This is a genomic window from Actinoplanes sp. NPDC019969, assembly GCF_055562375.1.
On record NZ_JBVHFK010000009.1, the window covers coordinates 1 to 23883 of the forward strand.

24 protein-coding genes are annotated in these 23883 nt (G+C 71.5%); 5 read left to right on the forward strand and 19 right to left on the reverse strand.

Annotated features, from left to right (window positions below; all coding sequences use genetic code 11):
- Nucleotides 1-230: 230 nt before the first annotated feature.
- The gene (locus ACZ3II_RS25660) at nt 231-506 is read left to right on the forward strand and encodes a hypothetical protein (protein WP_465520275.1); all 276 of its coding nucleotides are present in this window, start codon (nt 231-233) and stop codon (nt 504-506) included.
- Nucleotides 507-561: 55 nt separating this feature from the next.
- On the opposite strand, the gene ACZ3II_RS25665 is transcribed toward ACZ3II_RS25660, so the two are convergent.
- Nucleotides 562-1386 carry a S1C family serine protease gene (locus ACZ3II_RS25665; RefSeq protein ID WP_465520276.1) on the reverse strand — a complete coding sequence of 275 codons (825 nt, stop codon included), beginning with the start codon at nt 1384-1386 and terminating at the stop codon, nt 562-564.
- Between the two features lie 601 nt (nt 1387-1987).
- On the opposite strand from ACZ3II_RS25665, the gene ACZ3II_RS25670 reads away from it, so the two are divergent.
- A complete protein-coding gene (locus ACZ3II_RS25670) occupies nt 1988-2269 on the forward strand; it encodes a peptidoglycan-binding protein (RefSeq protein WP_465520277.1) in 282 nt (93 codons plus the stop codon).
- A 42-nt stretch (nt 2270-2311) separates the two neighbouring features.
- Entirely contained in the window at nt 2312-3022 is a 711-nt protein-coding gene (locus tag ACZ3II_RS25675; protein ID WP_465520278.1) for a TIGR03089 family protein, read from the forward strand.
- Between the two features lie 99 nt (nt 3023-3121).
- On the opposite strand, the gene ACZ3II_RS25680 is transcribed toward ACZ3II_RS25675, so the two are convergent.
- The 8 genes from ACZ3II_RS25680 to paaN all read right to left on the reverse strand — a co-directional run bounded on the left by ACZ3II_RS25680 (nt 3122) and on the right by paaN (nt 10335).
- Nucleotides 3122-3538: a hypothetical protein gene (locus ACZ3II_RS25680; RefSeq protein WP_465520279.1), complete on the reverse strand. Its 417-nt coding sequence runs from the start codon at nt 3536-3538 to the stop codon at nt 3122-3124.
- Nucleotides 3539-3878: 340 nt separating this feature from the next.
- Nucleotides 3879-4385 carry a GNAT family N-acetyltransferase gene (locus ACZ3II_RS25685; RefSeq protein WP_465520280.1) on the reverse strand — a complete coding sequence of 169 codons (507 nt, stop codon included), beginning with the start codon at nt 4383-4385 and terminating at the stop codon, nt 3879-3881.
- 88 nt (nt 4386-4473) lie between these two features.
- Nucleotides 4474-5520: a 1,2-phenylacetyl-CoA epoxidase subunit PaaE gene (gene paaE, locus ACZ3II_RS25690; RefSeq protein WP_465520281.1), complete on the reverse strand. Its 1047-nt coding sequence runs from the start codon at nt 5518-5520 to the stop codon at nt 4474-4476.
- Nucleotide 5521: 1 nt separating this feature from the next.
- Nucleotides 5522-6013, reverse strand: a complete 492-nt coding sequence (gene paaD, locus ACZ3II_RS25695; RefSeq protein WP_465520648.1) for a 1,2-phenylacetyl-CoA epoxidase subunit PaaD — start codon at nt 6011-6013, stop codon at nt 5522-5524.
- A 5-nt stretch (nt 6014-6018) separates the two neighbouring features.
- Nucleotides 6019-7041, reverse strand: coding sequence for a 1,2-phenylacetyl-CoA epoxidase subunit PaaC (gene paaC / locus ACZ3II_RS25700; protein ID WP_465520282.1), 1023 nt, complete (start codon nt 7039-7041; stop codon nt 6019-6021).
- An 8-nt stretch (nt 7042-7049) separates the two neighbouring features.
- A complete protein-coding gene (gene paaB, locus ACZ3II_RS25705) occupies nt 7050-7337 on the reverse strand; it encodes a 1,2-phenylacetyl-CoA epoxidase subunit PaaB (protein WP_465520283.1) in 288 nt (95 codons plus the stop codon).
- Entirely contained in the window at nt 7337-8212 is an 876-nt protein-coding gene (gene paaA, locus ACZ3II_RS25710) for a 1,2-phenylacetyl-CoA epoxidase subunit PaaA (RefSeq protein WP_465520284.1), read from the reverse strand. Before paaA ends, paaB begins: the two co-directional genes overlap by 1 nt.
- Nucleotides 8213-8661: 449 nt before the next feature.
- Nucleotides 8662-10335 carry a phenylacetic acid degradation protein PaaN gene (gene paaN / locus ACZ3II_RS25715; RefSeq protein WP_465520285.1) on the reverse strand — a complete coding sequence of 558 codons (1674 nt, stop codon included), beginning with the start codon at nt 10333-10335 and terminating at the stop codon, nt 8662-8664.
- A gap of 53 nt (nt 10336-10388) precedes the next feature.
- Here paaN and ACZ3II_RS25720 point away from each other — a divergent pair, with 53 nt between their 5' ends.
- Nucleotides 10389-10988: a TetR/AcrR family transcriptional regulator gene (locus ACZ3II_RS25720; RefSeq protein ID WP_465520286.1), complete on the forward strand. Its 600-nt coding sequence runs from the start codon at nt 10389-10391 to the stop codon at nt 10986-10988.
- Nucleotides 10989-11154: 166 nt separating this feature from the next.
- On the forward strand, nt 11155-13128 hold the full coding sequence (locus tag ACZ3II_RS25725) for a LysM peptidoglycan-binding domain-containing protein (RefSeq protein WP_465520287.1): 1974 nt from the start codon (nt 11155-11157) through the stop codon (nt 13126-13128).
- Nucleotides 13129-13159: 31 nt separating this feature from the next.
- Here ACZ3II_RS25725 and ACZ3II_RS25730 read toward each other — a convergent pair whose 3' ends face one another.
- From ACZ3II_RS25730 to iolC, 10 genes are read right to left on the reverse strand one after another with little or no spacing between them, the layout of a single operon-like run.
- Nucleotides 13160-14002, reverse strand: coding sequence for a serine hydrolase domain-containing protein (locus tag ACZ3II_RS25730; RefSeq protein ID WP_465520288.1), 843 nt, complete (start codon nt 14000-14002; stop codon nt 13160-13162).
- Nucleotides 14003-14018: 16 nt separating this feature from the next.
- Complete coding sequence (locus ACZ3II_RS25735) at nt 14019-15026, reverse strand: Gfo/Idh/MocA family oxidoreductase (protein WP_465520289.1); 1008 nt, start codon at nt 15024-15026, stop codon at nt 14019-14021.
- Nucleotides 15023-15790 carry an ATP-binding cassette domain-containing protein gene (locus tag ACZ3II_RS25740; RefSeq protein WP_465520290.1) on the reverse strand — a complete coding sequence of 256 codons (768 nt, stop codon included), beginning with the start codon at nt 15788-15790 and terminating at the stop codon, nt 15023-15025. Before ACZ3II_RS25740 ends, ACZ3II_RS25735 begins: the two co-directional genes overlap by 4 nt.
- Nucleotides 15787-16755: an ABC transporter permease gene (locus ACZ3II_RS25745; RefSeq protein ID WP_465520291.1), complete on the reverse strand. Its 969-nt coding sequence runs from the start codon at nt 16753-16755 to the stop codon at nt 15787-15789. The genes ACZ3II_RS25740 and ACZ3II_RS25745 overlap by 4 nt, the downstream gene beginning before the upstream one ends.
- The gene (locus ACZ3II_RS25750; RefSeq protein ID WP_465520292.1) at nt 16752-17687 is read right to left on the reverse strand and encodes a substrate-binding domain-containing protein; all 936 of its coding nucleotides are present in this window, start codon (nt 17685-17687) and stop codon (nt 16752-16754) included. The genes ACZ3II_RS25745 and ACZ3II_RS25750 overlap by 4 nt, the downstream gene beginning before the upstream one ends.
- Nucleotides 17684-18583 carry a sugar phosphate isomerase/epimerase family protein gene (locus ACZ3II_RS25755; RefSeq protein ID WP_465520293.1) on the reverse strand — a complete coding sequence of 300 codons (900 nt, stop codon included), beginning with the start codon at nt 18581-18583 and terminating at the stop codon, nt 17684-17686. Before ACZ3II_RS25755 ends, ACZ3II_RS25750 begins: the two co-directional genes overlap by 4 nt.
- Nucleotides 18580-20073 carry a CoA-acylating methylmalonate-semialdehyde dehydrogenase gene (locus tag ACZ3II_RS25760; protein ID WP_465520294.1) on the reverse strand — a complete coding sequence of 498 codons (1494 nt, stop codon included), beginning with the start codon at nt 20071-20073 and terminating at the stop codon, nt 18580-18582. The genes ACZ3II_RS25755 and ACZ3II_RS25760 overlap by 4 nt, the downstream gene beginning before the upstream one ends.
- The gene (iolD, locus tag ACZ3II_RS25765; RefSeq protein ID WP_465520295.1) at nt 20074-21957 is read right to left on the reverse strand and encodes a 3D-(3,5/4)-trihydroxycyclohexane-1,2-dione acylhydrolase (decyclizing); all 1884 of its coding nucleotides are present in this window, start codon (nt 21955-21957) and stop codon (nt 20074-20076) included.
- Complete coding sequence (gene iolB / locus ACZ3II_RS25770) at nt 21954-22847, reverse strand: 5-deoxy-glucuronate isomerase (RefSeq protein WP_465520296.1); 894 nt, start codon at nt 22845-22847, stop codon at nt 21954-21956. Before iolB ends, iolD begins: the two co-directional genes overlap by 4 nt.
- A complete protein-coding gene (gene iolC / locus ACZ3II_RS25775) occupies nt 22840-23772 on the reverse strand; it encodes a 5-dehydro-2-deoxygluconokinase (RefSeq protein WP_465520297.1) in 933 nt (310 codons plus the stop codon). The genes iolB and iolC overlap by 8 nt, the downstream gene beginning before the upstream one ends.
- Nucleotides 23773-23883: the final 111 nt, after the last annotated feature.

A 23883-nucleotide genomic window follows, 5' to 3' on the forward strand; every position in this document is an offset into this window, starting at 1 on the left:
GCTCCCCACCGTATCCGGGCCGCCCCGTCCACACCGGTAGGGGCGGCCCGCCTGGCCGCGCGTTGGAAGGGCGGTTTTTCTTGGCTGTCTCGCCGCGCTTGAGACAGCCATGAGAACCAGCCGATCCACCGCGCGCACGAAGAAATCGGGTGGCGATCCTGAACGCCGGGGCCGCTGGGGGCGTACTCACTGTTACCAGGGTCACATTCCGGCTCGGTAAGGAGAAGATCATGACGGTGCAGGAACTGCAGCACGGGGAAGCCCGGCACCACTCCGGCGCGATCCTGCGCAGCCGCCGTTTCGCGACCCAGTTCGAGGTCGACGGGCACGTGCTGACGCTCGGCGTGGAACCCGGGGTGCGGGGTGGCCTCTACTACCTGCCGAACGCTCCCACCTGGGACGACGGCACACCGGTCCCGCCGGACGTCGCCGCCGGGATGCAGAACGTGATCGAGGAGGTCGAGCGGTTCTGGGGCCACTGGCCGGAGTTCCGCGCGGTCCTCTGACGCATCCCGCCGCCGCACCACGGCCACATCGGCGGCCATCACCGACCGTGACATGTCACACCTGGGCCTGGAGCCGGCGGACCACGTCGGTGACCGTGCCGGCCGGGATGGCGAACCCGAGGCCGACGCTGCCGCTGCTGTCGCCGGTCGTGGCGATCGCGACGTTGATGCCGACCACCCGGCCGGACATGTCGACCAGGGCGCCACCGGAGTTGCCCTGATTGATCGCCGCGTCGGTCTGCAGCAGACCGGTCAGCTTCTCGTCGCCGGCGTCCAGGGTGCGGTCCAGGGCGGAGACGATGCCCGAGGTGACGGTGCCCTCCAGCCCGAGCGGCGCGCCGAACGCGAGCACGGTGTCGCCGATCGCGACCGTGTCGTCGGTGGCGAACGTGACCGGGGTCAGGCCGGACAGCCCGGTCGCCTGCACCAGCGCCAGGTCGTGGGTGGCATCGGAGGCGACGACGGTGGCGGGCACTGTCTGCCCGGTGGACAGCCGCACGCTGACGGTGCCGTCCGCCGCGACGACGTGGTGGTTCGTGAGGATCAGCCCGGTCGCGCTCAGCACCACCCCCGAGCCCAGCGACGACGAGCGGGCGCTGTCGACCAGGACGGTCACCACGCTCGGCTGGACCTTCGCGACGATCGGGGCCAGGTCGCTGCCCTCGCTGATCGTCGACGAGGCGGCTGCCGCCGGGGTCGTCAGGTACTGCTCGGCCAGCACCGCGCCCGTGCTGCCGCCACCGGCGATCAGGACCAGCACCGCGGCGCCGCCGGCGACACGGCGCTTCCACCGCGGGTCCCGGACCGGCTGCACCATCATGGGCGGGATGTGGCCGGTGTTCTGCTCGGCCGGGGTGGGGCGGGTCATCAGGTCGGTCATGCCATCGAGGTTGCGCCCCGATCTTGTTCGCCGGCGGTGAGCCCTCTGTGACTTCGCTGTGCCCGCCGGTAGCCCGTCCGGGTGTATCCGGCGCGGCAACCCGAACGTCGGCCGGCGCCGTCTAGGGTCGTCGGCGTGCTGCTCCCCGGTCCCCCGTTCTCCTCCCCCGACGGCCCTTCCGCTGCCGTTCCCGGCTTGCCCGCCTCCGCCGCGATCCCGGCCGATACCGTTCCGGCTCAGCAAGCGCCCGGCGGATTCTCAGCCGGCGATCAGAGGGATCGCCCGCGGATCGGACGGCCGCGGCCCACCGTGGAACGGCGGCCGTTCGGTCCCACGATCAGCGAGCCGGCGGCGGCGCTGCGGGAATGCCGGCCGCGCGACCTCCGTACCCGGCAATAGGGTCCGATTTGCCTTGGTCTGTCAACCCCCGTCAGGGGGATTGATCCAGCTCACAGTGCCGTCCCCGGCCGCCCCGGCGTTATCAGCGCGACGGGTCGGCCGAAAGGCGTATCGGCACACAGGGTTTGGAGACTTTGGGCAGATGTCAGGCACAGCTCCTGCCGAGATGCTGGAGGTAGCCAGCACACATCGGGAGGTCAAGATGTCCACACGGGGAATGCTCAGCCTGGTCGGCAGCGCCGTCGGTGGTTTGATCGGCTGGGCCGAGCCGGTTCCGACCGCCGACCCGGAAGCCCTGCGGGAGCTCTTCGCCGACCTCGGCGTGCGGGTCGGGTCCGACGAGGCGGCACTGGTCGAGGCGGTCCGCTACTTCCAGGCCCGCACCGGCCTGCCCGCCGACGGCGAAGCCGGCCCGCGCACCGTGCACCTGCTGGCCCGCTACGCCGCCGAGGCCCGCGAACGCACGTGGCTCCAAGCCGCCTGAGTGATGTCCACGGGAGTCGGCCGCCGGTAGGGTGGGTGCGCGATGAGTGAGCACCTGATCACCTACTACGACGGCGCCACCGGGGAGCGGACCGGGCTCACCCCCGCCGAACTGGGCGCCTGGGTGGCAGCGACCGCCGCGCTGCTCGCCGGTGAGTGCGGGCTGAGACGCGGCAGCCGGGCCGGTGTGCTGCTGCCGCCGCACTGGCAGACCGCGGCGGTGCTGCTCGGCGCGTGGGCGTCCGGGATCGAGGTGTCGTTCCGCGGCTGGGGCGCCGCCGGGCTGTCCCCGGACACCGGGCCCGATCTGGACGTGACGTTCGTGGAACGGCGGCGGGTCGGCAGCTGGCTGGAGGAGGTGCCGGCCGCCCGGTTCCAGTTCGTGCTCGGTCTCGCCCCGGGCGGCGCGCCGTCGCCGGACGTGCCGCCGGGCTATCGTGACTTCCCGCCCGCCGCCCGGGCGCATCTGGGCGCGCCGCCACCCCCGTCCGGGGTTGCGGTGGGCGAGCCGGCCACGGTCGACGGCACGACCTTCGGGGAGTACGGGGCCGCAGCCGCCGCCGTCGTCACCGCCCGCGGGATCGTCGCCGGCGATCGGGTGCTGATCGACACGACGGCGTGCGAGGAACCACTGATCTGGCTGATGGCCCCACTGACCGCGGGCGCCTCGATCGTGCTCTGCGCCAACACGGACCGTTCCCGCCTGGACGACCTGATCGCCGCCGAGGCGGTCACACGCGTCCTGCGGACCTGATCGCTCGGCCGGCATGGCCCTGCTCGTGGCGGAGCCGTCCGACGAGGCCGCGGCGTCCGGAGGTGTTCGGTGGGCCGGCGCCGGATGGATGTCCTCGGTTCAGGCGCTGCGGGGCGGCTCGTAGCCGTCACAGTCGTCGCCCTCGGCGAGCGCCGGGCTGAGGCCGTTGCACAGCCGCACCGACGGGAGGGTTCCGGCGCTCCACGGTAGACGGTTCGCCTCGGTACGGAAGGTCGCCGTGCCGGGCTTGCACAACACACCGAACGTGTACCACTCGATCCCGTCAGCGGGCCCGTTGGTGGTGGTCTGCAACACGCCGCACCGGGTGCCGCGGGTGATCTTGAGGGTGATCGAGATGCGGCCGTCCGGCTTGCTCACGCGCGGTTTCCGGTCGTCACCCGTGCCGGGCCGCGCGCTGTCAGCCGCACCCCCACCGGTCCGGTTCCCGGGCAACTCGTAGGCGCCTTGCGCCGTCGCCCCCGGAACCACCAGCCGGAACGGCAACCGCGCACCCACCGGCACACCCCCCGCCGATCCAACGGTTCCCAAGCCCGCAGCAGCGCCCCCGGTTCGTGGCCGCGCCATCGCAGAAGCGCCCTCCGTTTGCGGGCCGATCGCCGTCCGCGTGCCCTCGCTTCCCCGCACCGCCCCCGTCGAAGCGCTGGTGAGCAGGGAGGAGGCCGTCGCGGTAGCGGTGACGGGCAGAACGATCAGGACCGAAGCGGCAATCGCACCGCTCATTACGCGAAAGGCCAGTGACTTCATCGCCGTCTCCCGGTGCCGCCGGTGGGGTCGGCTCTCATCCTGCCGACCTCGCCCTCATGACAGCGCCACCACCACTGACATTTCGGATATTTCACTCTTTAAGGTGCAGCTCTCGCCGCATGCAGACCCGTGGCCACCGATCCAGCCCGGCCGCCGCTTCATGCTCCCGCACAGCCCTCAGCCCCGGCGTGACCTCGCCGTCCGTCAGAACAACGAACCCGCACCGCTCGTAGTACGGCGCATTCCACGCCACCTCCGCGAACGTCGTGAGAGTCAGCGCCCGCGCCCCGATCCCTCTCGCATGGTCCGCCGCGTGCTCGATCAGCCGCCGTCCCACACCCCGGCGCGAATACCGCGGATGAACCGACACCTGCTCGACATGCAGGCTCCCGTCCACGAGATCCGCGATGAGGTAGCCAACGACCGCACCCTCCACCTCGAAGCTCTCGTCCCCGGCGGTGGACGCGACGGCGACCCAGGCACGGCCCGCGTTCACATACCCGGTGAGCGCCTCGATCGACGGCGGCTCGTCCTCGGCGATCTCCGCCATCCCGATGTCCCGGAACAGTTCGCCCGCCGCTCGTTCGATCTCGCGCAACTCCGGCAGGTCACTCGACCGCGCCGCCCTGATCCGCATCCGGGTGATGATGCTCCGCGATCACCCGTACGGGAAGCGCATTTCCCGCTCACTCGTCGAAGTCGACCACCACTTTCGGTGACGCCGGCACGCTCTGGCAGGTCAGCACGAACCCTGCCGCGACCTCGGCGTCCTCCAGCGCGAAGTTGCGCCGCATCCGCACCTCCCCGTCGGTGACCCGCCCCCGGCAGGTGCCGCAGACGCCGCCCTTGCACGCGAACGGCAGATCCGGCCGGAACCGCTGGGCCCCGTCGAGCAGCGTCACCCCTTCCGGGACCGTGATCGTGGTGGACCGCCCGTCCAGCACCACGGTGACCTCGCTGCTCGGGCCGTCGGTGACGGTCTCCGGCCGGTCCGGCGGTGGTGGCGCCTCGTCGACCCAGAACAGTTCGCGGTGCACCCGCTCGGCCGGCACCCCCGACTCGCCGAGCACCTCCATGGCGTCGGTGACCATGCCGAACGGCCCGCACAGCCACCAGTCGTCCACCGCCGGCACGTCCACCAGCAGCCGGAGCAGCGCCCGGATCCGTTCCGCGTCGAGGCGCCCGCTGAACAGCTCGGACTCGCGGGGCTCCCGCGACAGCACGTGCACGAGTTCGAGCCGGTCCGGATAGGTGTCCTTCAGGTCGGAGAGTTCCTCGGCGAACATGACGGTGTCCGCACGCCGGTTCCCGTAGAACACGGTGACCTCGGTCCCCGGCGCCCGCAGCAGGGAGGCGGCGATCGACAGCACCGGCGTGATCCCCGAACCGGCCGCGATCAGCACATGCCGGCCGCCCGCCGCCTCGCCCGGGGTGAAGACCCCGGACGGCGGCGCGACGTCGACCAGGTCACCGGGCCGCAGATCGTGCACGATCCACCGGGAGATCCGCCCGCCGGGAACCTCGCGGACGCCGATGCGCGGGGCGGAGCCGACCGGCGCGCAGATCGAGTAGGTACGCCGTTCGCCGTCCCGGTGCACGGTGAGCGACTGGCCCGCCCGGAACCGATAGCGTTCGGCCGACTCGGCCGGCACCTCGAAGGTCACCGCGACCGCGTCGGCGCACAACCGGTCCACGCCGGCGACCCGTAGCTGATGGAACCCCCGTGGCGGCATCTCAGATCTCCCGCATGTGCTCGAAGGGCTCCCGGCAGGCCGGGCATCGGCGCAGCTCACGGCAGGCGGTGGCGCCGAACGCCGCGACCGTCTCGGTCTCGGTGTGCCCGCATCGGGGGCAGGCCACCGGCACGGGCCGTGCCGCGAGGGTCAACGGGATCGGCCCGGCCCGGCGCACCGGCGCCGCCCCGGGCGGGGCGATCCCGGCCTCGGCGAGCTTGCGCTTCCCGGTCTCGCTGATCCAGTCCGTGGTCCAAGGGGGCGCCAGCACGGTACGCACCTCGGCCCGCCCGAAGCCCGCCCGCCGCAACGCCACCCGGATGTCGGCGGAGATGGTCTCCATCGCGGGGCATCCCGAGTACGTCGGGGTGATCGTCACGACCACCCCGTCCGGCTCCTGCCGCACGTCCCGGACGATCCCCAGCTCCGCGAGCGTGACCATCGGCAACTCCGGATCCGTGACCGCCCCCACCACCTCGGCCGCCGTCACCACCGCGCTCACCACACTCCACCCGGCATCGACCGCGCGACCCCTTGCATCTCGTCCAGGATCTCCGCCAGTGCCGGCCCGTGCACCCCGTCCCGCCCGCGCAGTCCCGCTTCCACCGGCCGCTCCCCCGAGGCCGTCCCGGCCTGACCGGCGTCTCCGTCGGCAGAAGCGATGCGCGCGGAGCCGTCGGTTCCGGGTACAGCGGCGTCGGCGGAATCGGTGCGCCTGTCGTGCGGGACGGACGGGCCGGGCCGGGGCTCCCGGACGGCGCCGGCCGGCCCGAGGGCCGCGGTGGTCAGGACGAAATCCCAGACGTCGTCGAAGTCGTCGCGCAGGGTCGACGGGTCGACCGCGACACCCTCGCGCGCCAGGCGCGCCTCGATCGGATGGGGCTGGAACAGCTCGTCGAGCAACGGGGTCAGGGCCTCGACCGCGGCGGCGGCCCGCTGGTGCGAGAGGTCGGTGCCGTCGCCGAGCCGGACGACCCACTGGGCCGCGTAGTCCCGGTGGTAGGTGACCTCCTTGACGCCTTTCGCGGCGATGGCCGCCAGCATCGGATCGCGGGAGCCGGTCAGCCTGTCGAGCAGCGCGAGCCGCCACACCGAGAACGCGCACAACCGGGCCACCAGCTGCGCGAAGTCGTCGTCGGCGCGTTCCACGAGGCACACGTTGCGGAACGCCGACGGGTCACGGCGCATCGCCAGGTCGTCCTCGTCGCGGCCCCAGCCCTCGGCGACGCCGGCCCGGGTGAGCAGCAGCCGGGCCTGGCCGAGCAGGTCGAGCGCGATGTTGGCCAGCGCGAGTTCGTCCTCGAGCTCGGGTGCGCGGGTCACCCACTCCTGCAGGCGGTGCGACATGATCAGGGCGTCGTCGCCGAGCATCAGGCAGTACGCGGCGAGGTCGGCGCGGTCCACCCCGTCCGGCAGGTCACCGGGCACACCGGCGAGCGGGTCGCTGAACCCGGTCCCGTATGCCCACCGGGCATCGTCCTCATGATCGGTCAGCGCGTCGTAGGCGTCGTCGAAGGCCATGGTCAACCTCAGATGTGCGGTACGGAGTCGGGGATCGCATAGTGCGTGGGATGCCGGTAGACCTTGTCCTGGCTGGGCTCGAACATCGACTCCTTCGCCGCCGGGTCGCTGGCCGCGACGGCGTCCGACCGCACGACCCAGATGCTCACGCCTTCGTTGCGGCGGGTGTAGAGGTCCCGGGCATGGTGCAGCGCCATCTCGTGATCAGCCGCCCGCAACGACCCGACGTGCACGTGATTGAGCCCGCGCTTCGCCCGGACGAACACCTCGAACAGCGGCCACTCGTGCCTCTCCATCAAACCCCTCCCGCGATGTTTCCGGCGGACGCCGTCTTGGCGGCGTGCGCGGCCGCGGCGGTCCGGACCCAGGCGCCGTCCTCGTCGGCCCGGCGGCGGCGCTCGAGCCGCTGCCGGTTCATCGGCCCGTCCCCGGAGATGATCCGCTTGAGCTCGTCCCAGTCGGGCCGGCCGAAGTCGTAGTGGCCGCGTTCCTCGTTCCACCGCAGCAGCGGGTCGGGCAGGGTGACGCCGAGCGCCCCGGCCTGCGGAACCGTCATGTCGACGAAGCGTTGCCGCAGCTCGTCGTTGGTGTGCCGCTTGATCTTCCAGGCCATCGACTGCGCGGTGTTGGGTGACTGCGCGTCCGGCGGGCCGAACATCATCAGCGACGGCCACCACCAGCGATCCACCGCGTCCTGCACCATCTCGCGCTGCCGGGGCGTGCCGCGCATCATGGTCATCAGCAGTTCGTATCCCTGCCGCTGGTGGAACGACTCCTCTTTGCAGATGCGGATCATCGCGCGGGCGTACGGCCCGTAGGAGCTGCGGCACAGCGGCACCTGATTGCAGATCGCCGCCCCGTCGACGAGCCAGCCGATCACGCCCGTGTCAGCGAACGAGCGGGTCGGATAGTTGAAGATCGACGAGTATTTCTGCTTGCCCTCGATGAGCCGGCGGGTCAGATCCCCGCGGTCGGCGCCGAGGGTCTCCGCCGCCGAATAGAGGTAGAGCCCGTGCCCCGCCTCGTCCTGCACCTTGGCGAGCAGGATCGCCTTGCGCCGCAACGTCGGCGCCCGGGTGATCCACTCCCCTTCCGGCTGCATCCCGATGATCTCCGAATGCGCATGCTGGGCGATCTGCCGGACCATCGTGCGCCGATAGCCGTCCGGCATGTCGTCGGCCGGCTCGATCCGCTGATCCCGGGCGATCGCCTCCTCGAATCCACTTCTGATCCCGGTCGTCCCCGGCCCCGGCGGCCCGGCGGCAGGTGAGGTGGGAGAAGCGGCAGGTGAAGTGGGAGAAGCGGCAGGTGAGGTGGGAGAAGCGGCAGGTGAGGTGGGAGAAGAGGTCGCCGCAGCCCCGGAAGTCGAAGCGGCCGGAGAAGAGGCTGCCACCGTGCCCGAGTCAGGGGCGGAGGACGAATCAGAGGCCGAACCTGAGCCAGACGGGAAGGACGAAGCGGATGCCGCGCTGGGGCCGGACGCAGAAGGCACCGCGGCGGCGTTGCCTTCCGGGGAGCCGGCCGCCACCGCCGGAACAGAAGGCGAAGAAGAGGCGGAAGTCGTGGGCGAAGAGGACGGAACCGACGGCGAGGGCGGAGAGGGAGAGGAGAAGGGGTCGGTCATGACGGGTCCGGGGTGGGGGTGTGGCGGCGGGACTGGAGGGTGAAGAAGCGGCCGGTCACGAACCAGTCATCGGTCAGGGAGGCGGTGGCGGCCGGGTTGGCGCCGGTGCCGTGCAGGTCGCTGAAGGCGGCGGTCTGATTGACGAAGACGCCGCCGGTCAGGTTCTCCGAGAGGTGGACACCGGCGTCGAGAGCCGCCGAACGGGCCGCGGACAGCACCGACGGTGACGTGGAGTGGACCAGGGCCGTCAGGGCGCCGTGGGCCCGCACCGTCTCGGTGAAGATCTGCAGGCTGTGCTCGGTGGAGTCGGTGGTGATCAGGAACGAGACGGGGCCGAACCACTCGCGGGTGTACGTCTTCTCGTCGGCGGCGTCGAGGCGGGCCACCAGCGGGGTCCGGATGGTCGCGCCGGAGAACTGCTCGTCGGCGATCGCGGTGGACGGGTGGATCACGCCGGTGGCGGCGCCGGCCTCGGTGAGGCGGGCGAAGACGCCGTCGTTGACGATCGCGCCGAGGGTGCCGCCGGCCCGCCGGGGGTCGCCGAGCAGCTTGTCGAGGGCGGCGGCCAGGTCGGCGCCGAACTCGTCGGGGCTGCGGCGGCCGGCGTCGGTGGTGATGCCGTCGCGCGGGATCAGGATGTTCTGCGGAGTGGTGCACATCTGGCCGCTGTAGAGCGAGAGGGAGAACGCCAGGTTGCCGAGCAGGCCCTGGTAGTCGTCGGTGGAGTCGAGGACGACGGTGTTGAGACCTGCCTTCTCGGTGTAGACGACGGCCTGGCGCGCGTTCGCCTCCAGCCAGTCGCCGAACTCGCTGGACCCGGTGAAGTCGACGACCCGCACGTCGGGGTGGGTGGCGAGGGTCGCGGCGATGCCGTCGCCGGGCTCCTCGGCGGCGAGCGTGACGATGTCGGGGTTGAGCCCGGCGTCGCGCAGCACCTCGCGGCAGACCTGAACGGTGATGGCGAGCGGCAGCACCGCGCCGGGGTGCGGCTTGACGATCACCGGGTTGCCGGTGACGAGGCTGGCGAAGAGGCCGGGGAAACCGTTCCACGTGGGGAACGTGGTGCACCCGATCATCAGGGCGACGCCGCGGCCGACGACGGTGGACGTCTTCTCCAGGGCGAGCGGGCCCTTGGCCCACGGGGCGGTGGCGGGCAGCCGGGTGGTGGCGGCGAGCGCGAAGGCGACGGCCTCGAGGCCGCGGTCCAGCGCGTGGGTGCCGCCGGCCTGGAACGCCATCACGAAGGCCTGGCCGGTGGTGTGCTGCACGGCGTGGGCCAGCTCGAACACCCGGGCGTGGAGGCGGCGCAGGATCTCGGCGGCGACCCCGGCGCGGCCCTGCGGGCCGGCGTCACGCCAGCCGGGGACGGCGGCGCGGGCGGCGGCGACGAGGGCGAGGGGATCGGCTTTCGGATAGCTGACGCCGAGCTCGATGCCGTAGGGCGAGCGCTCGGTGGCGACGCTGCCGACGGCGCCGGGCACATCGATCGGGAAGGGCTGCCCGAGCAGGGCGGTGAAGGCCCGGTCGCCGGACGGAGCGGCCTCCTCGCCGTAGACCTTCTTGCTGGGTGACTCGGGGAAAGCGGACCAGTAGTCACGGGCCGAGGCCGCCGAGATCGCGCGGTCCAGCAGCTCGTGGTGGGCGTGGTAGAGCTCAGCGGGACTCGTCATGCCGTCTATTAACCGCCCGATCGGTCGGTAAATCAAGTACTAGATTTTCACCTGTGAAGAACACGGACAGCACCCGGCGCCGCGGCCGCCCCGGTCATGATCAGGATGCGGTCCTGACCGCCGCCGTCCGGCTGTTCAACACCCACGGTTACGACGCGACGAGCATGTTCGACATCGCCGAGTCGCTGGGCATCACCAAGTCGACCCTCTACCACCATGTCAGCGGCAAGGAGCAGCTGCTCACCATGGCGGTGGACCGGGCGCTGGGCGGCCTGGAGGCCGCGGCGGAGGAGGCCACGAGAAGCGGGAGCGCGGCGACCGTACGCCTCAAGCAATTGATCCGCGACAGCGTTTTGGTCCTCGCCGACCGCCTGGAGTTCGTCACCCTGCTGTTGCGTGTGCACGGCAACACCGTTGCCGAGCAGCAGGCCCTGACCCGTCGCCGCGCCTTCGACCGCACCGTCACCGATCTGGTGAAGCAGGCGCAGGCCGAGGGCGGCGTGCGGGCCGACGTGGACCCGGCGACCGCGGCCCGGCTGCTGTTCGGCATGGTGAATTCGCTGATCGAGTGGTACAGGCCTGATAGGGGCGCCCCGGAGTCCATCGCCGACACCGTCGCCGGCCTGGCCTTCGACGGTCTGCGCACGCGCTGACCGCCGGCCGGCGCGGGGTGGCGCGTTGGCACCATCTGCCAACCGGCGCCAGGCCTTGTGTCGTCATCCTGTCTTCGCTCGGAGACGCCGCTGCCTAGTGTGACCGCTGAGAGACACCGGCCTTCAGAAGAAGCGCACAGGCACCAGATGAGCGAAGGGATTCACCATGCCCCGACTCGCACACGGCCGACCGATCACCGACGACGACGTCGCCGGCGCTCTCCAGGATCTCGCCGCCTGCGCCACCCGTTCGCCGGTGGCGTTCGCCCTGGCCCCACCGGTCAGCTCGCACCCGTTCGACCTGCTGTTCCCGACGTTGCAGGACGACGAGGCGAACCTGCTGCCCCGGTTACCGGACACGCCGGCCAAGCTGAAGCGGCTCGGCGGGGCGATGACCGACGACAACCCGGCCGACAACGGCCCGATCCCGGCGGTCTACACCTACTTCGGACAGTTCGTCGACCACGACATCACCCTGGAGATCCAGAAGTCGGGGCTGGGCTCCGGCAGCATGGCCGTGCTGCTCGACCCGGCCATGCAGCCGCTGTCGCTGGACCAGATCCGGGCCGTGCTGCGCAATCAGCGCACCGCCACCCTGGACCTGGACAGCCTCTACAGCCTGCCGGCGCCGCGTGACCCGCAGAACGAGCGGAAGCTGCTGGTCGGCAAGGTCAGCAAGACCGGGAACCCGAACCCGCCGTTCGCCCGCCCGAAGGACAAGGGCGACGACAACGACCTGCCGCGGGAGCCGCGCAGCACCGATTTCGAGCACGACCGGGCCGCGCTGATCGGCGATCCGCGCAACGACGAGAACACCATCATCTCGCAGCTGCACGTGGCGTTCCTCAAGGCGCACAACGTGCTGATCGACCAGGGCCTGCCGTTCCGGGAGGCGCGCCGGGTGCTGCGCCAGCACTACCAGCACATCGTGATCCAGGACTTCCTCAAGCGGGTCGCCGACCCGGAGATCGTCGAGGACGTCGTGGTCAACGGCAACCGGTGGTTCAACCCGTACGCCGAGCCGTTCTTCATGCCCCTGGAGTTCGCTGTCGCCGCCTACCGGTTCGGGCACTCGATGGTGCGCGGGCTGTACAACTTCAACTCCAACTTCCGGGTCGGCGGGCCGGCGAACGCGTCGCTGGATCTGCTGTTCACGTTCACCGCGCTGAGCGGGCAGCTCGGCGAGGACCTGGGGGCCGGCCCGTTCGAGACGCTCCCGGAGAACTGGATCATCGAGTGGGAGAACATCGCCGGCTCCGGCGACACCGTGCAGAAGGCCCGCAGGATCGACACCAGCCTGGCGTCGTTCGGGATCAACACACCGACCGGTGGATCGTTGTTCGGGCTGCGTAACCCCAAGGGCGAGAAGGAGACTCCGCCGGACGCGGCCCGGCTGGCCGTACGCAATCTGCTCCGGGGTTATCGTCTGCGGCTGCCGACCGGTCAGGCGATCGCCGACCTGATCGGCGTGGAAGCGCTCAGCAAGGACCAGATCCGGGCGGCGGCGGGCAACGACGCGCAGCGGGCGGCTCTGGACGAGAGCGAGTTCCTGACGCGTACGCCGCTCTGGTACTACGTGCTCGCCGAGGCGAAGGCCCTGCACAACGGCGACCACCTGGGCCCCGTCGGCAGCACCATCGTGGCCGAGGTTCTGGTCGGGCTGGTCCGCCGCAGCGAGGACTCGATCCTGAAGTCGCCGGGCTGGAAGCCGACCCTGCCGTCGGAACGGCCGGGCCACTTCGAGCTGGCCGACCTGCTGCGCCTGGCGAAGGTGCTGCCGGGGGCGCAGGCGGTGCCGCGGACGTACACGGTGCAGCGTGGCGACACCCTGGCCGGCATCGCCGGGGCGAAGCTCGGCAACCAGGCCCGCTGGCCGGAGATCTTCGTGCTGAACCGGGCCACCATCCCGAACCCGAACCGGATCTTCCCCGGCCAGGTGCTCCTGCTGCCGCCGGAGCAGCCGACCGGGCCGATCCCGCGGTTGTACACCGTGGTCCGCGGCGACAACCTCACCAAGATCGCCCGGGAGCAGCTCGGCGACGGCGACCGCTGGCGGGAGATCTTCAACCTCAACCGGGACGTCATCGCCGACCCGGACCGGATCATCGTCGGCCAGGTGCTGGTGCTGCCGCAGCGTTAGTACGGTCGACCGCGGCGGATGCCCGGTGCCGTCAGAGGAGCGGCAGCAGATGTCGGCGGATCAGGTCGAGGGCCGGTCTCCAGTCCGGGGGCAGCTCGTCGCGCGGCGGCGGGCCCGGGGTGAAGCCGGGGTCGCCGGTGGTGACCACGACGGCGCCGGGCAGCACGAGCACGTGCTGCCCGGCCCAGCCACCGGCCATCACGTAACCGTCGCCGACCCACACGCCGTACCCGTAGGGCAGACCCTCCGGCGGGCCGCCGGGCGTGTGCGCGCGCATCATCGCGGCCGCGAACGCCGGATCCATCAGGGACGGTTGCCGCCACTCCTCGGCGAGGCGGCCGAGTGAGGCCGCGGACAGCCGCAGGTGCGCGAACCCGAAGGTGACACCGTCCGGGTCGGCCGGCCACACCGCGTCCTCGATGCCGAGCGGCGGGAACAGGCGCTCGGCGGCGTAGTCCGCGACGGGTTCGCCCAGTGCCTCGGCCAAATGCGCGGAGAGCAGGTGGAACGCGCCGTCGTCGTACTGGAAGACCTGACCCGGCGGATGCTCCCGTGGGGCCGCGGCGAACCGGGCGGCCTGCCCGGACGGCAGGGCCGTCACCTCGTCGGTGTCGTCGACCCGGGCGCCACGGGTCATCGTGAGCAGGTGACGCCAGGCGGGATCGACGACGCGGTCGCGGGCGGCGATCCCGCACACGGTGGCCAGCACGGTCTTGGTCACCGAGAAGACGTCGGCGACGAGCGGGCCGCGATAGTGCTCGTCGAACACCGTCTCCCCCGCGACCTGCACCCGCAGATGACTGGTGTGCGCATAGCGCGGATCCCCCGCGATCTCCGCGCCGATCGCCCGGCAGGCGTCTTCGATCAAGGACATCAGCCGATGATGCCACTCACGGCCGGCGATACAGTCGCGGGCGGGCCGCGAGCGCGACGCCGGCCCTTTCCCCGGTACGCAACGCCAGCAGCGCCGCCGCCGAGACCGTCGTGGCCGCGTACCCGTCCCAGGCGTCGGGCCCCGCCACCTCCCCGCCGGCGCGGAGCGTGTCCACCCATTCCCGCAGTTCGACGTCGTAGGCCGCCCGGAACCGTTCCCGCCAGTCCGCCGGGATGGGGCTGGTGAGCCGCCCGGTCCGCCGGACCGCGACCGGGCTCAGCTCACCGAGCGCCGCCGTCCCGGTCTCGCCGAGGATCTCGCCGCGGATGTCGTAGCCGTACTGCGCGTTGACCGAGATCTCCACGTCGACGAGCACCCGGTTGGTGAGTTCCAGGACGAGCAGCAGCGGGTCGGGCAGTTCCCCGGCGTGGCTGCTGGGCCGGGGCCGCAGCACCCGGACGGCCTCGACCTCGGCGCCGAACATCCAGCGCACCATGTCGATCTCGTGCACCGCCGTGTCGGTGATCATGTCATCGGGCGCGTAGAACGACGGGACCCCGGCGTTGCGGTGGGCGCAGTGCATCATCAGGGGCGCGCCGATGGTGCCCCGGTCGAGTTCGCGTTTGAGGGCTTGATAGGCCACGTCGTACCGGCGCATGTACCCGACCTGGACCAGGCGCCGGCCGTACGCCGACTCGGCTTCCACGATCCGCAGGCAGGCCGCGGACGTGGTGGCCAGGGGCTTCTCGCAGAAGACCGGCTTGCCGGCGGCGATCGCCGCCAGCACGTACTCCTCGTGGGTGCCGGCCCACGAGCAGATCAGCACCGCGTCCACCGACGGGTCGGCGATGAGTTTCGCGCCGGGCAGCACCCGCGCCCCGACGGCGTCCGCGACCCGGCCGGCCAGTTCGTCGTCCACATCGGAGACGGCGGTGACCCGGACCCCGGACAGCACGGTGGTGAGCCGCCGGATGTGCTCGCGGCCGATCATGCCGGTGCCGATCACCCCGATGGCGAGGCTCATGTGGGCCGCCGCAGCTCGCGGGCGAGTTCGGTGAGTTCGTCGCCGCCGGACATCTGCGCGGTGAGCTGGTCGAGGGTGACCGCGCCACGGCGGGCGTCGAGCACCGCCGCGCCGAGTTTGAGCACCACGAAGTGGTCGCCGACCAGGTGCGCGTGATGCGGGTTGTGGGTGATCAGGACGACACCGAGGCCCCGGTCGCGGGCGGCGGCGATGTGGCGCAGCACGATGCCGGACTGGCGGACGCCGAGCGCGGCGGTGGGTTCGTCGAGGATCAGCACGCGCGCTCCGAAGTGGACGGCACGGGCGATGGCGACGCCCTGCCGCTGCCCGCCGGAGAGGGTGCCGATCGGCTGGCCGATGTCGGCGATCGTGATCCCCATGTCGGCCAGGGAGGTCTCGGCGGTCCGTTTCATCTCGCGGATCCGCAGCCGGCGCAGCGGGAGGCGGCCGGTGGTGAGTTCGGCGCCGAGGAAGAAGTTGCGCCACACCGGCATCAGCGGGACCACGGCGAGATCCTGGTACACGGTGGCGATGCCGAGGTCGAGGGCCTCGCGCGGGGATCGCAGGACGGTCTCGCGGTCGTCGACGAACATCCGGCCGGAGGTGTGCGGATGCAACCCCGACATGATCTTGATGAGGGTGGACTTGCCGGCGCCGTTGTCGCCCAGCACGCACGTCACCTCCCCGGCGTCGACCTGCAGGTCGATGTCGTGCAGGGCGCGGATCGGCCCGTACGCCTTGCCCACTCCGGACAGTCGGATCACCGGAACACCCGCCTGAGGTAGAGGTTGACCATGACGGCGGCCAGCAGCATCACGCCGAGGAACGCCCGGAACCAGTTCGGGTCCCAGCCGGCGTAGACGATGCCGAGGCTGGTCATGCCGAACAGGAAGGCCCCGACCGCGACCCCGGTGGCGTTGCCGAACCCGCCGGTCAGCAGGGTGCCGCCGACCACCGCGGCGATGATGTAGAGGAACTCGTTGCCGACCCCGCCGCCGGCCTGCAGCGTGTCGAACCGGTACAGGTTGTGCATGCCGACGAACCAGGCCAGGAACGATACCCCGAGAAAGAGCCCGATCTTGGTACGGACGACCGGCACCCCCGCCGCCCGGGCACTGTCCGCCGCCCCGCCGACCGCGTAGATCCAGTTCCCGCTCCGGGCCCGTTGCAGGATCCACCCCGAGATGAGGACGAAGAGGACCCACCACAGTACGGTCCCCCAGACCGTCACCGGGCCGACCGCGAAACTCGACGCGAAGATCAGCCCGAGCGAGCGAAACCCGTCGATGGCACTGACATCCGGGCTCGCCACCGCACCGGTGACGAGTCTGGTGACGCCGAGGTTCGCGCCCTGCAGGATGAAGAAGGTGCCGAGGGTGATCAGGAAGCTGGGGATCCCGGTGCGCATCACCAGCCACCCGTTGAGGAAGCCGACGGCCAGGCAGAACAGCAGCGACAGTACGGCGCCCACCCACAGGTTGATCCCGAGGTGCCAGCAGAACAGGGAGTTGACCAGCCCGGCCGAGGTGACCAGCACCCCGGCCGACAGGTCGAACTCGCCGCCGATCATCAGCATGCCGACGGCGACCGCGACGATCCCGATCGTCGACGACTGGTAGAGCACCGTGAAGAACGCCTCGGGCGACCGGAACGCCGGCGCGACGGCCAGGAAGAACACGAAGATGACACCGGCCGCCGCGAGCGCGCCGATCTCCGGCCGCCGGGTCAACGGGTGTTCTTCTCGACGTACGGCAGGATCGTGTCGATGTTGTCCTTGTCCACGAACGACGGCCCGGTCAGCACCGGCTTGCCGCCGCCCAGGTCGTTGCCGTTCTTGAGATACAGGTAGAGCGACGTGACGGCCATGTAGCCCTGGGCGTACGGCTGCTGGTCGATCGCGCATTCGATCCTGCCGTCCTTGATCGCCTGCGCGGTCTCCTTGTTCAGGTCGAACGTGACGATCTTCGCGGTGGCCCCGGCCTTGATCGCGTCCAGCGCGACCGGCGCCGTCAGCGCCACCACGTAGTCGATGCTCTTGTCCTGCGCCAGCTTGGCCTGCAACGTCGACGTGACGGCCGCGTCGTCGGCCCCGTTGACCTGGAGATTCTCCGTCCCGGGCAGCTTGCTCTTGACCCCGGCGCAGCGGGCTTCCAGGGCCACCGACCCGGTCTGGTGGATGACGCAGAGCGGATGCTTCGCCCCGGACGCCGCGATCCGCTCGCCGAGGCTGGTCCCGGCGACCGTCTCGTCGGAGCCGAAGTACATCAGCGCGCCGAGGTCCCGGTACCGGTCGATGCCGGCGTTCAATCCCACCACCGGGATCCCGGCCGTGGTCGCCGCCTTCACCGACCCGGCCAGGGCGTCCGGGGTGACCAGCGTCGTCGCGATCCCCTGCACCTTCGCGTCGACCGCCTGCTGGATCAGGACGGCCTGCTTGGTGGCGTCCGGATCGTTGGAGAACCGGACCTCCACGTTCACGTCCGCGGCCGCCTGTTGCGCCCCGGACCGCACGATGTTCCAGAACGTGTCGCCGGGCGTCTCGTGCGTGACGAACGCGATGGTGTACCCGGCGGCCTGCTGCGTCTCCGGCCGGCCGCCCTCACTGCAGGCGCCGGCCAGCAACAGCGCCGCGACCCCGGCGGTGAGCGCACGTCTTCTCACGCGAAACCTCCCAGCGATGTCAGGTACGAGTGGGTACGGCGGGCGATCGGCAGCGGGGTGTCGAAGTCACACGGGTACATGTCCTGCTCGACGACGACGAACAGGTCCCGGCCAAGCGCGGTCAGGGCGTCCAGCAGCGGCGGGTACGCCGGGACCCCGGCCGGCGCGGTGACGCTCACCCCCATCGACACCGCCTGCCCGAACGCGAGATCCTCGGCGGCGGCCCGGTTGGCCAGCTCCGGGTCCATCTGCTTGAGGTGGACGTACCCGACCCGCTCCGGGTATCTGCCGATGAGACCGAGCACGTCGGCCCGCCGGTACGCCAGATGCCCCACGTCCAGGCACAGCGACACGAACCGCGGATCGGTGCCGTCCAGGAACCGTTCCACCTGCCGCTGATATTCGACCTGGTAGTCGGCGTGCGGATGGAACCGGAAGGCGAGCCCGTACTCCTCGGCGAGCACCCGCCCGAGCAGGTCGCTGTTGGCGAGCAGCACCCGCCACTGGCCCTCGCCGAGTTCGGCCGCCTCCAGGTAGCCGCCGGTCCGGTCGTCGCGGTAGCCGGGCACCGGCACGAACACCACCTCGCTGCCGCCGACGGCCCGGGTCAGCTCGGCGACCCGGCGGGTCTCGGCGAGCACCGCCGTGAAGTCGCCGTGCGGCCCGCCGGCCCCGCCGACCGTCCCGCCGGTGACCCGCAGCCCGCGGGCGGCGATCTCGTCGGCGAGCTGATGCGGGTCGGTGGGCAGGTAGCCGTACGGTCCCAGCTCCAGCCACCGGTATCCGGCCGCGGCCAGCTCGTCGAGGAACCGCCGCCACGGGGTCTGCCGGGGGTCGTCGGCGTACCAGACGCCCCACGAGTCGGGGCAGCTTCCCAGGTGCAGCACGGCGGTCACCGGGCCGTCGGGAAGTAGAGCGACGCCTCGGACGCCGCCGCCGACGACGGCCACCGCTGGGTGACCACCTTGGACCGGGTGTAGAAGGCGACGCCCTCCGGGCCGTAGATCGGGCTCTGCCCGAACAGCGAGTCCTTCCAGCCGCCGAACGAGTGGTACGCCATCGGCACCGGGATCGGCACGTTGATCCCGATCATGCCGACGTGCACGCCGCGCTGGAACCGGCGGGCGGCCTCCCCGCTGCCGGTGAAGACGGCGGTGCCGTTGCCGTACGGATTCCGGTTGATCATCTCGATGGCGTCGTCCACGCCGTCCACCCGCAGGACCGAGAGCACCGGCCCGAAGATCTCCTCCCGGTACACGTCCATCGCGGGGGTCACCTGATCGAGGACCGTCGGGCCGACGTAGAAGCCGTCCTCGTACCCCGCGATCTTGAGGCCCCGCCCGTCGGCCGCGACGGTCGCGCCCTGCCGCTCCCCCGCGCCGATCAGATTCTCGATCCGCTCCTTCGCGGCCGCCGTGATCACCGGGCCCATCCGGCTCGCCGGATCGTGTCCCGGGCCCACCTTGATCGTCGCCGCCTTGAACGCCAGCAGGTCGACGAGCCGGTCCGAGTCGCCGACCAGCACCGCCGCCGAGATCGCCATGCACCGCTCGCCCGCCGACCCGAAGGCCGACGCGATCAGATGCTCGGCGGCGAACCCGAGGTCCGCGTCCGGCAGCACGACCGCGTGGTTCTTCGCGCCGCCGAGCGCCTGCACCCGTTTGCCCGCGGCGGTGGCCCGCTCGTGGATGTACCGGGCGATCGGGGTGGATCCGACGAACGAGACGGCGGCGATGCCCGGATGGTCCAGGATCGCGTCGACCGCGACCTTGTCGCCGTGCACCACGTTGAAGACGCCGTCCGGCAGCCCGGCCCGCTGCCACAGCCCGGCGACGAACCCGGCCGACGACGGATCCCGCTCGCTCGGCTTGAGCACGAACGTGTTGCCGCAGGCGATGGCGATCGGATGCATCCACATCGGCACCATGGCCGGGAAGTTGAACGGGGTGATCCCGGCGACCACCCCGAGCGGCTCCCGGAAGCTGAACACGTCGACCCCGGCCGACGCCTGATCCGAGTAGGACCCCTTGAGCAGCTGCGGGATGCCGCAGGCGAACTCGATCACCTCGAGCCCGCGCTGCACCTCCCCGGCGGCGTCGGACAGCACCTTGCCGTGCTCGTGCGAGACGATCTCGGCGATCTCCGCGCTGTGCGCGTTGACCAGCTCCCGGAAGGCGAACAGGACCCGGGTGCGCTCGCTCAGCGACGCCTGGCTCCACTGCGGGAAGGCCGCCGCCGCGGCGCCGACCGCCGTGTCCACGTCCTGCGCCGAGGCCAGCAGCACGTCGTGCTGGTGACGGCCGGTGGCCGGCTGATACACCGGCGCCCGGCGAGTGGAGTTCCCGCCGGTGTTGCGTCCGTTGATCCAGTGCTCGATGGTCGCCATTCAGAGCCCTCCCGGTCGCAGATGGTGGCGCTGGTCGCGTTTGCCGGCGAGATATTCGCCGTGCGCGTCGCGGGTGCTCTGCAGGGTGGCGACCTCGGCGACCGGCACGTCCCACCAGGACTCCGACGACGGCGCCGGCGTGTGCGGGCCGGTTTCGATGTGCAGGACGGTGAGCCGTTCCGCGTCCCGGGCCGTCTTCACGCCCTCGACCAGGTCGGCGATGCTGCGGCAGCGGATCACCGCTGCGCCCAGGCTCTCCGCGTTCGCCGCCAGGTCGACCGGCAGGCGGGCGCCGTCGTAGTCGCCGCTGCGCGGGTTGCGGTACCGGTACTCGGTGCCGAAGCGCTGCGATCCGACCTGCTCGGACAGGCCGCCGATGGACGCGAACCCGTGGTTCTGCACGATGATCACGATCAGTTTCAGGCCCTCGGCGACCGCGGTGACGATCTCCTGCGCCATCATCAGATAGGAGCCGTCACCGACCAGCGCGAACACCTCGCGGCCGGGTTCGGCGAGCTTGATGCCGAGGGCGCCGGCGATCTCGAAACCCATGCAGGAGTAGCCGTACTCCACGTGGTACTGCTTCGGGTCCCGGGCCCGCCACAGCCGCTGCAGGTCGCCGGGCAGGCTCCCGGCGGCCTGCACCACCACGTCGCGTGCTCCGCACGCCTCGTTCACCACCCCGATCACCTCGGCCTGGGTGGGCAGGTCACCGTTACCGCCCTTGCCGCGGTACGCGTCCTCGACGCGCCGGTTCCACGCCGCCACCTGATCCCGGTAGTCGGCGCTGAACCGGCGCCCGTGCAGCGCCGGCAACAACGCGCTCAGCCCGGCCCGGGCGTCACCGGTCAGCGCCAGCGCGGACAGTTTCCCGGCGTCGAACCCGGTCACGTTCAGGTTCACGAACCGCACGTCCGGCCGCTGGAACGCGCTGCGCGAGGCGGTGGTGAAGTCGGAGTAGCGGGTCCCGACGCCGAGCACCACGTCGGCGTTGCGGGCCAGCCGGTTCGCCACCGGGCTGCCGGTCGCGCCGACCCCGCCGACCGCGCACGGGTGATCCCAGCTCAGCGCGCCCTTGCCGGCCTGGGTGTCGGCGACCGGGATGCCGGTCTCCCGGGCGAACCGGTCCAGGGCGGCGGACGCCTCGGAGTAGATGACACCGCCCCCGGCGACGATCAGCGGCCGGGCGGCGCCCCGGATCACGGCGGCGGCCCGTTCCAGCGCGAGCGGGTCGGGGGTGTGCCGGGGCACGTGCCAGACCCTGCGGGCGAACAGTTCGTCCGGGAACTCGTACGCCTCCGCCTGCACGTCCTGGGGAAGGCAGACCGTGACCGCGCCGCACTCCGCCGGGTCGGTCAGCACCCGCATCGCCCCCAGCAGCGCCGCCGGCAACTGCTCGGGCCGCCAGACCCGGTCGAAGAACCGCGACAGCGGCCGGAACGCGTCGTTGACCGACACGTCGCCGGCCCGCGGATCCTCCAGCTCCTGCAGCACCGGCGTGGCGACCCGGGTGGCGAAGACGTCCGACGGCAGCAGCAGCACCGGCAGCCGGTTGACCGTGGCCAGCGCCGCCCCGGTGAGCATGTTCGTCGCACCGGGACCGATCGACGCGGTGCACGCCATCGCCGACAACCGGTTGCGCATCCGGGCGTAACCGACCGCCGTGTGCACCATGGCCTGCTCGTTGCGGGCCAGCCGATAGGGCATGTCCGGTGAGCCCGTGCGCTGCGCCTGCAGCAACGCCTGCCCGATCCCGGCGACGTTGCCGTGCCCGAAGATGCCGAGGACGCCGGCCACCGCCCGCTGCTCGACGCCGTCCCGTTCGGTCCACTGGTTCGCCAGGAAACGTACGACGGCCTGGCCGACGGTCAACCGTTGCTTCACCCGCGCCTTCTCTCCCGAGTAGAGGTCAACGGCAATCTGGCGTCGACACGTTCGGCGGCCCAGCGGCCACGCACCCAGCCGTGCGCCGGATCGTCGCGGACCAGCCAGCGGCGTTCGCCGGGGCCGGCCATCACGTTGAGGTAGTAGAGGTCGTAACCGGGCGAGGCCATCGACGGGCCGTGCCAGCCGTACGGGATCAGCACCACGTCGCCGGATCGGACCTCGGCGCACACGTCGATCGGGCGGTCGGGGTGGCCGTACACCCGCTGGTAGCCGCACCCGTGCCCACCCGCCGGCGAGGCGGCGACCTCGAAGTAGTAGATCTCCTCCAGGCTGCTCTCGTCGGCGTGCTGCTCGTCGTGCTTGTGCGGCGGATACGACGACCAGTTCCCGCCCGGGGTCAGCACCTCGCACGCGATCAACCGGTCGGTCTCGAACGTCTCCGGGGTGCAGAAGTTGTTGACCTGACGGCTGGCCTGCCCGGCGCCGCGCAACTCCACCAGCACGTCCTCGGCCGCGCCGTAGCGGAACGGCAGGGTTCGCTCGGCGCGGGCGGCGGGCAGCGCGAACCGGCCGCCGTTCGGCGCGCGCAAGGTCACCGCGCAACCGCGGGGCAGGTAGGCGAAGTCGGTCACCCGGGAGAACACCGAACGCCTGCCGGTCAGCGTCAGCCGCTCGTCGTCGCAGGCCACGTCGCAGCCGCCGATCAGCGGCAGAACCAGCACCTCGTCGGATCCGGTCAGGAACCGCACCCGGCCGCCCACCGGCAGTTGCACCACGCGCAGCCCGCTGTACTCCCAGCCGGCCGTCTCCGGGGTGACCAGCACGTCGAACGGCCGGTCCGCCGAACTGCCGCGCGGCACCAGGGGGTTGACCCGCGCCTCAGTCATGGGCACGTACCTCCGCCTCCGTCGGCATGGCCTCCGAACAGGACATCCGCGAGGCGACGACGGCTCCGGCGGCACTCGCGAACCGCATCGTCTCCGCGAGCGGCCAGCCCGCCAGCAGGCCGTGACAGAGCGCCCCGCCGAACGCGTCCCCCGCCCCGAGCCCGTTGATCGTCTCGATCTTCACCGGCGGGATCTCCACGCTCTCGGTGGCGGTCGCCGCGAAGACCCCGGCAGGCCCGCGTTTGATCACCGCGAGCTTCGGGCCCGCGGCGATCAGCCGGGCCGCGGCTTCTTGCGGGTGCGGTACGCCCACCGCCGTCTCCACCTCGTCGGAGTTGCCGACCGCGACCGTGGCCATCGGCAGAGCCTCCGCGTACCAGTGCCGGGCCTCGGACCGCGACGCCCAGAACATCGGCCGGTAGTCCAGGTCGAAGACGGTGTGATCGGTGAGTTCGCGGGCCCGCAGCGCGGTCAGGGTGGCGGTGCGCGACGGCTCGGCGCTGAGCCCCGTCCCGGTCATCCAGAACACCCCGGCCGCCCGGATCGCCGTCAGGTCCAGGTCGGACTCGTGGATCTCCAGGTCCGGGGCCTTCGGGTAGCGGTAGAACGTCAGCGGGAAGTGGTCCGGCGGGAAGATCTCGCAGAACGCCAGCGGCGTGGGCAGCCCCGGCACCGACGTCACGAACCGGTCGTCGACGCCGAAGCCGCGCAGCGCGTCGTGCAGGAAGTCACCGAACCCGTCGGCGCCGGTACGGGTGATCACCGCGGCCCGCCTGCCGTACCGGGCGGCCGCGACGGCCACGTTGGACGGGCTGCCGCCGAGGGACTTCGCGAACGTGCGCACCTCGCGCAGGGGAACGCCGATCTGTTCCGGGTAGAGGTCCACGCCGATGCGCCCCATCGTCAGCACCTCGTCTGCGAGCATGCGCATCCCTCCGGCCGGCGATGCGCGGCAGCGGCGGGTAACCGGTCGGCAACGCTGCGTTGGACCTGGTTACGATGAAATTACGCGCATGCGGACACGTCAAGGGGGCGG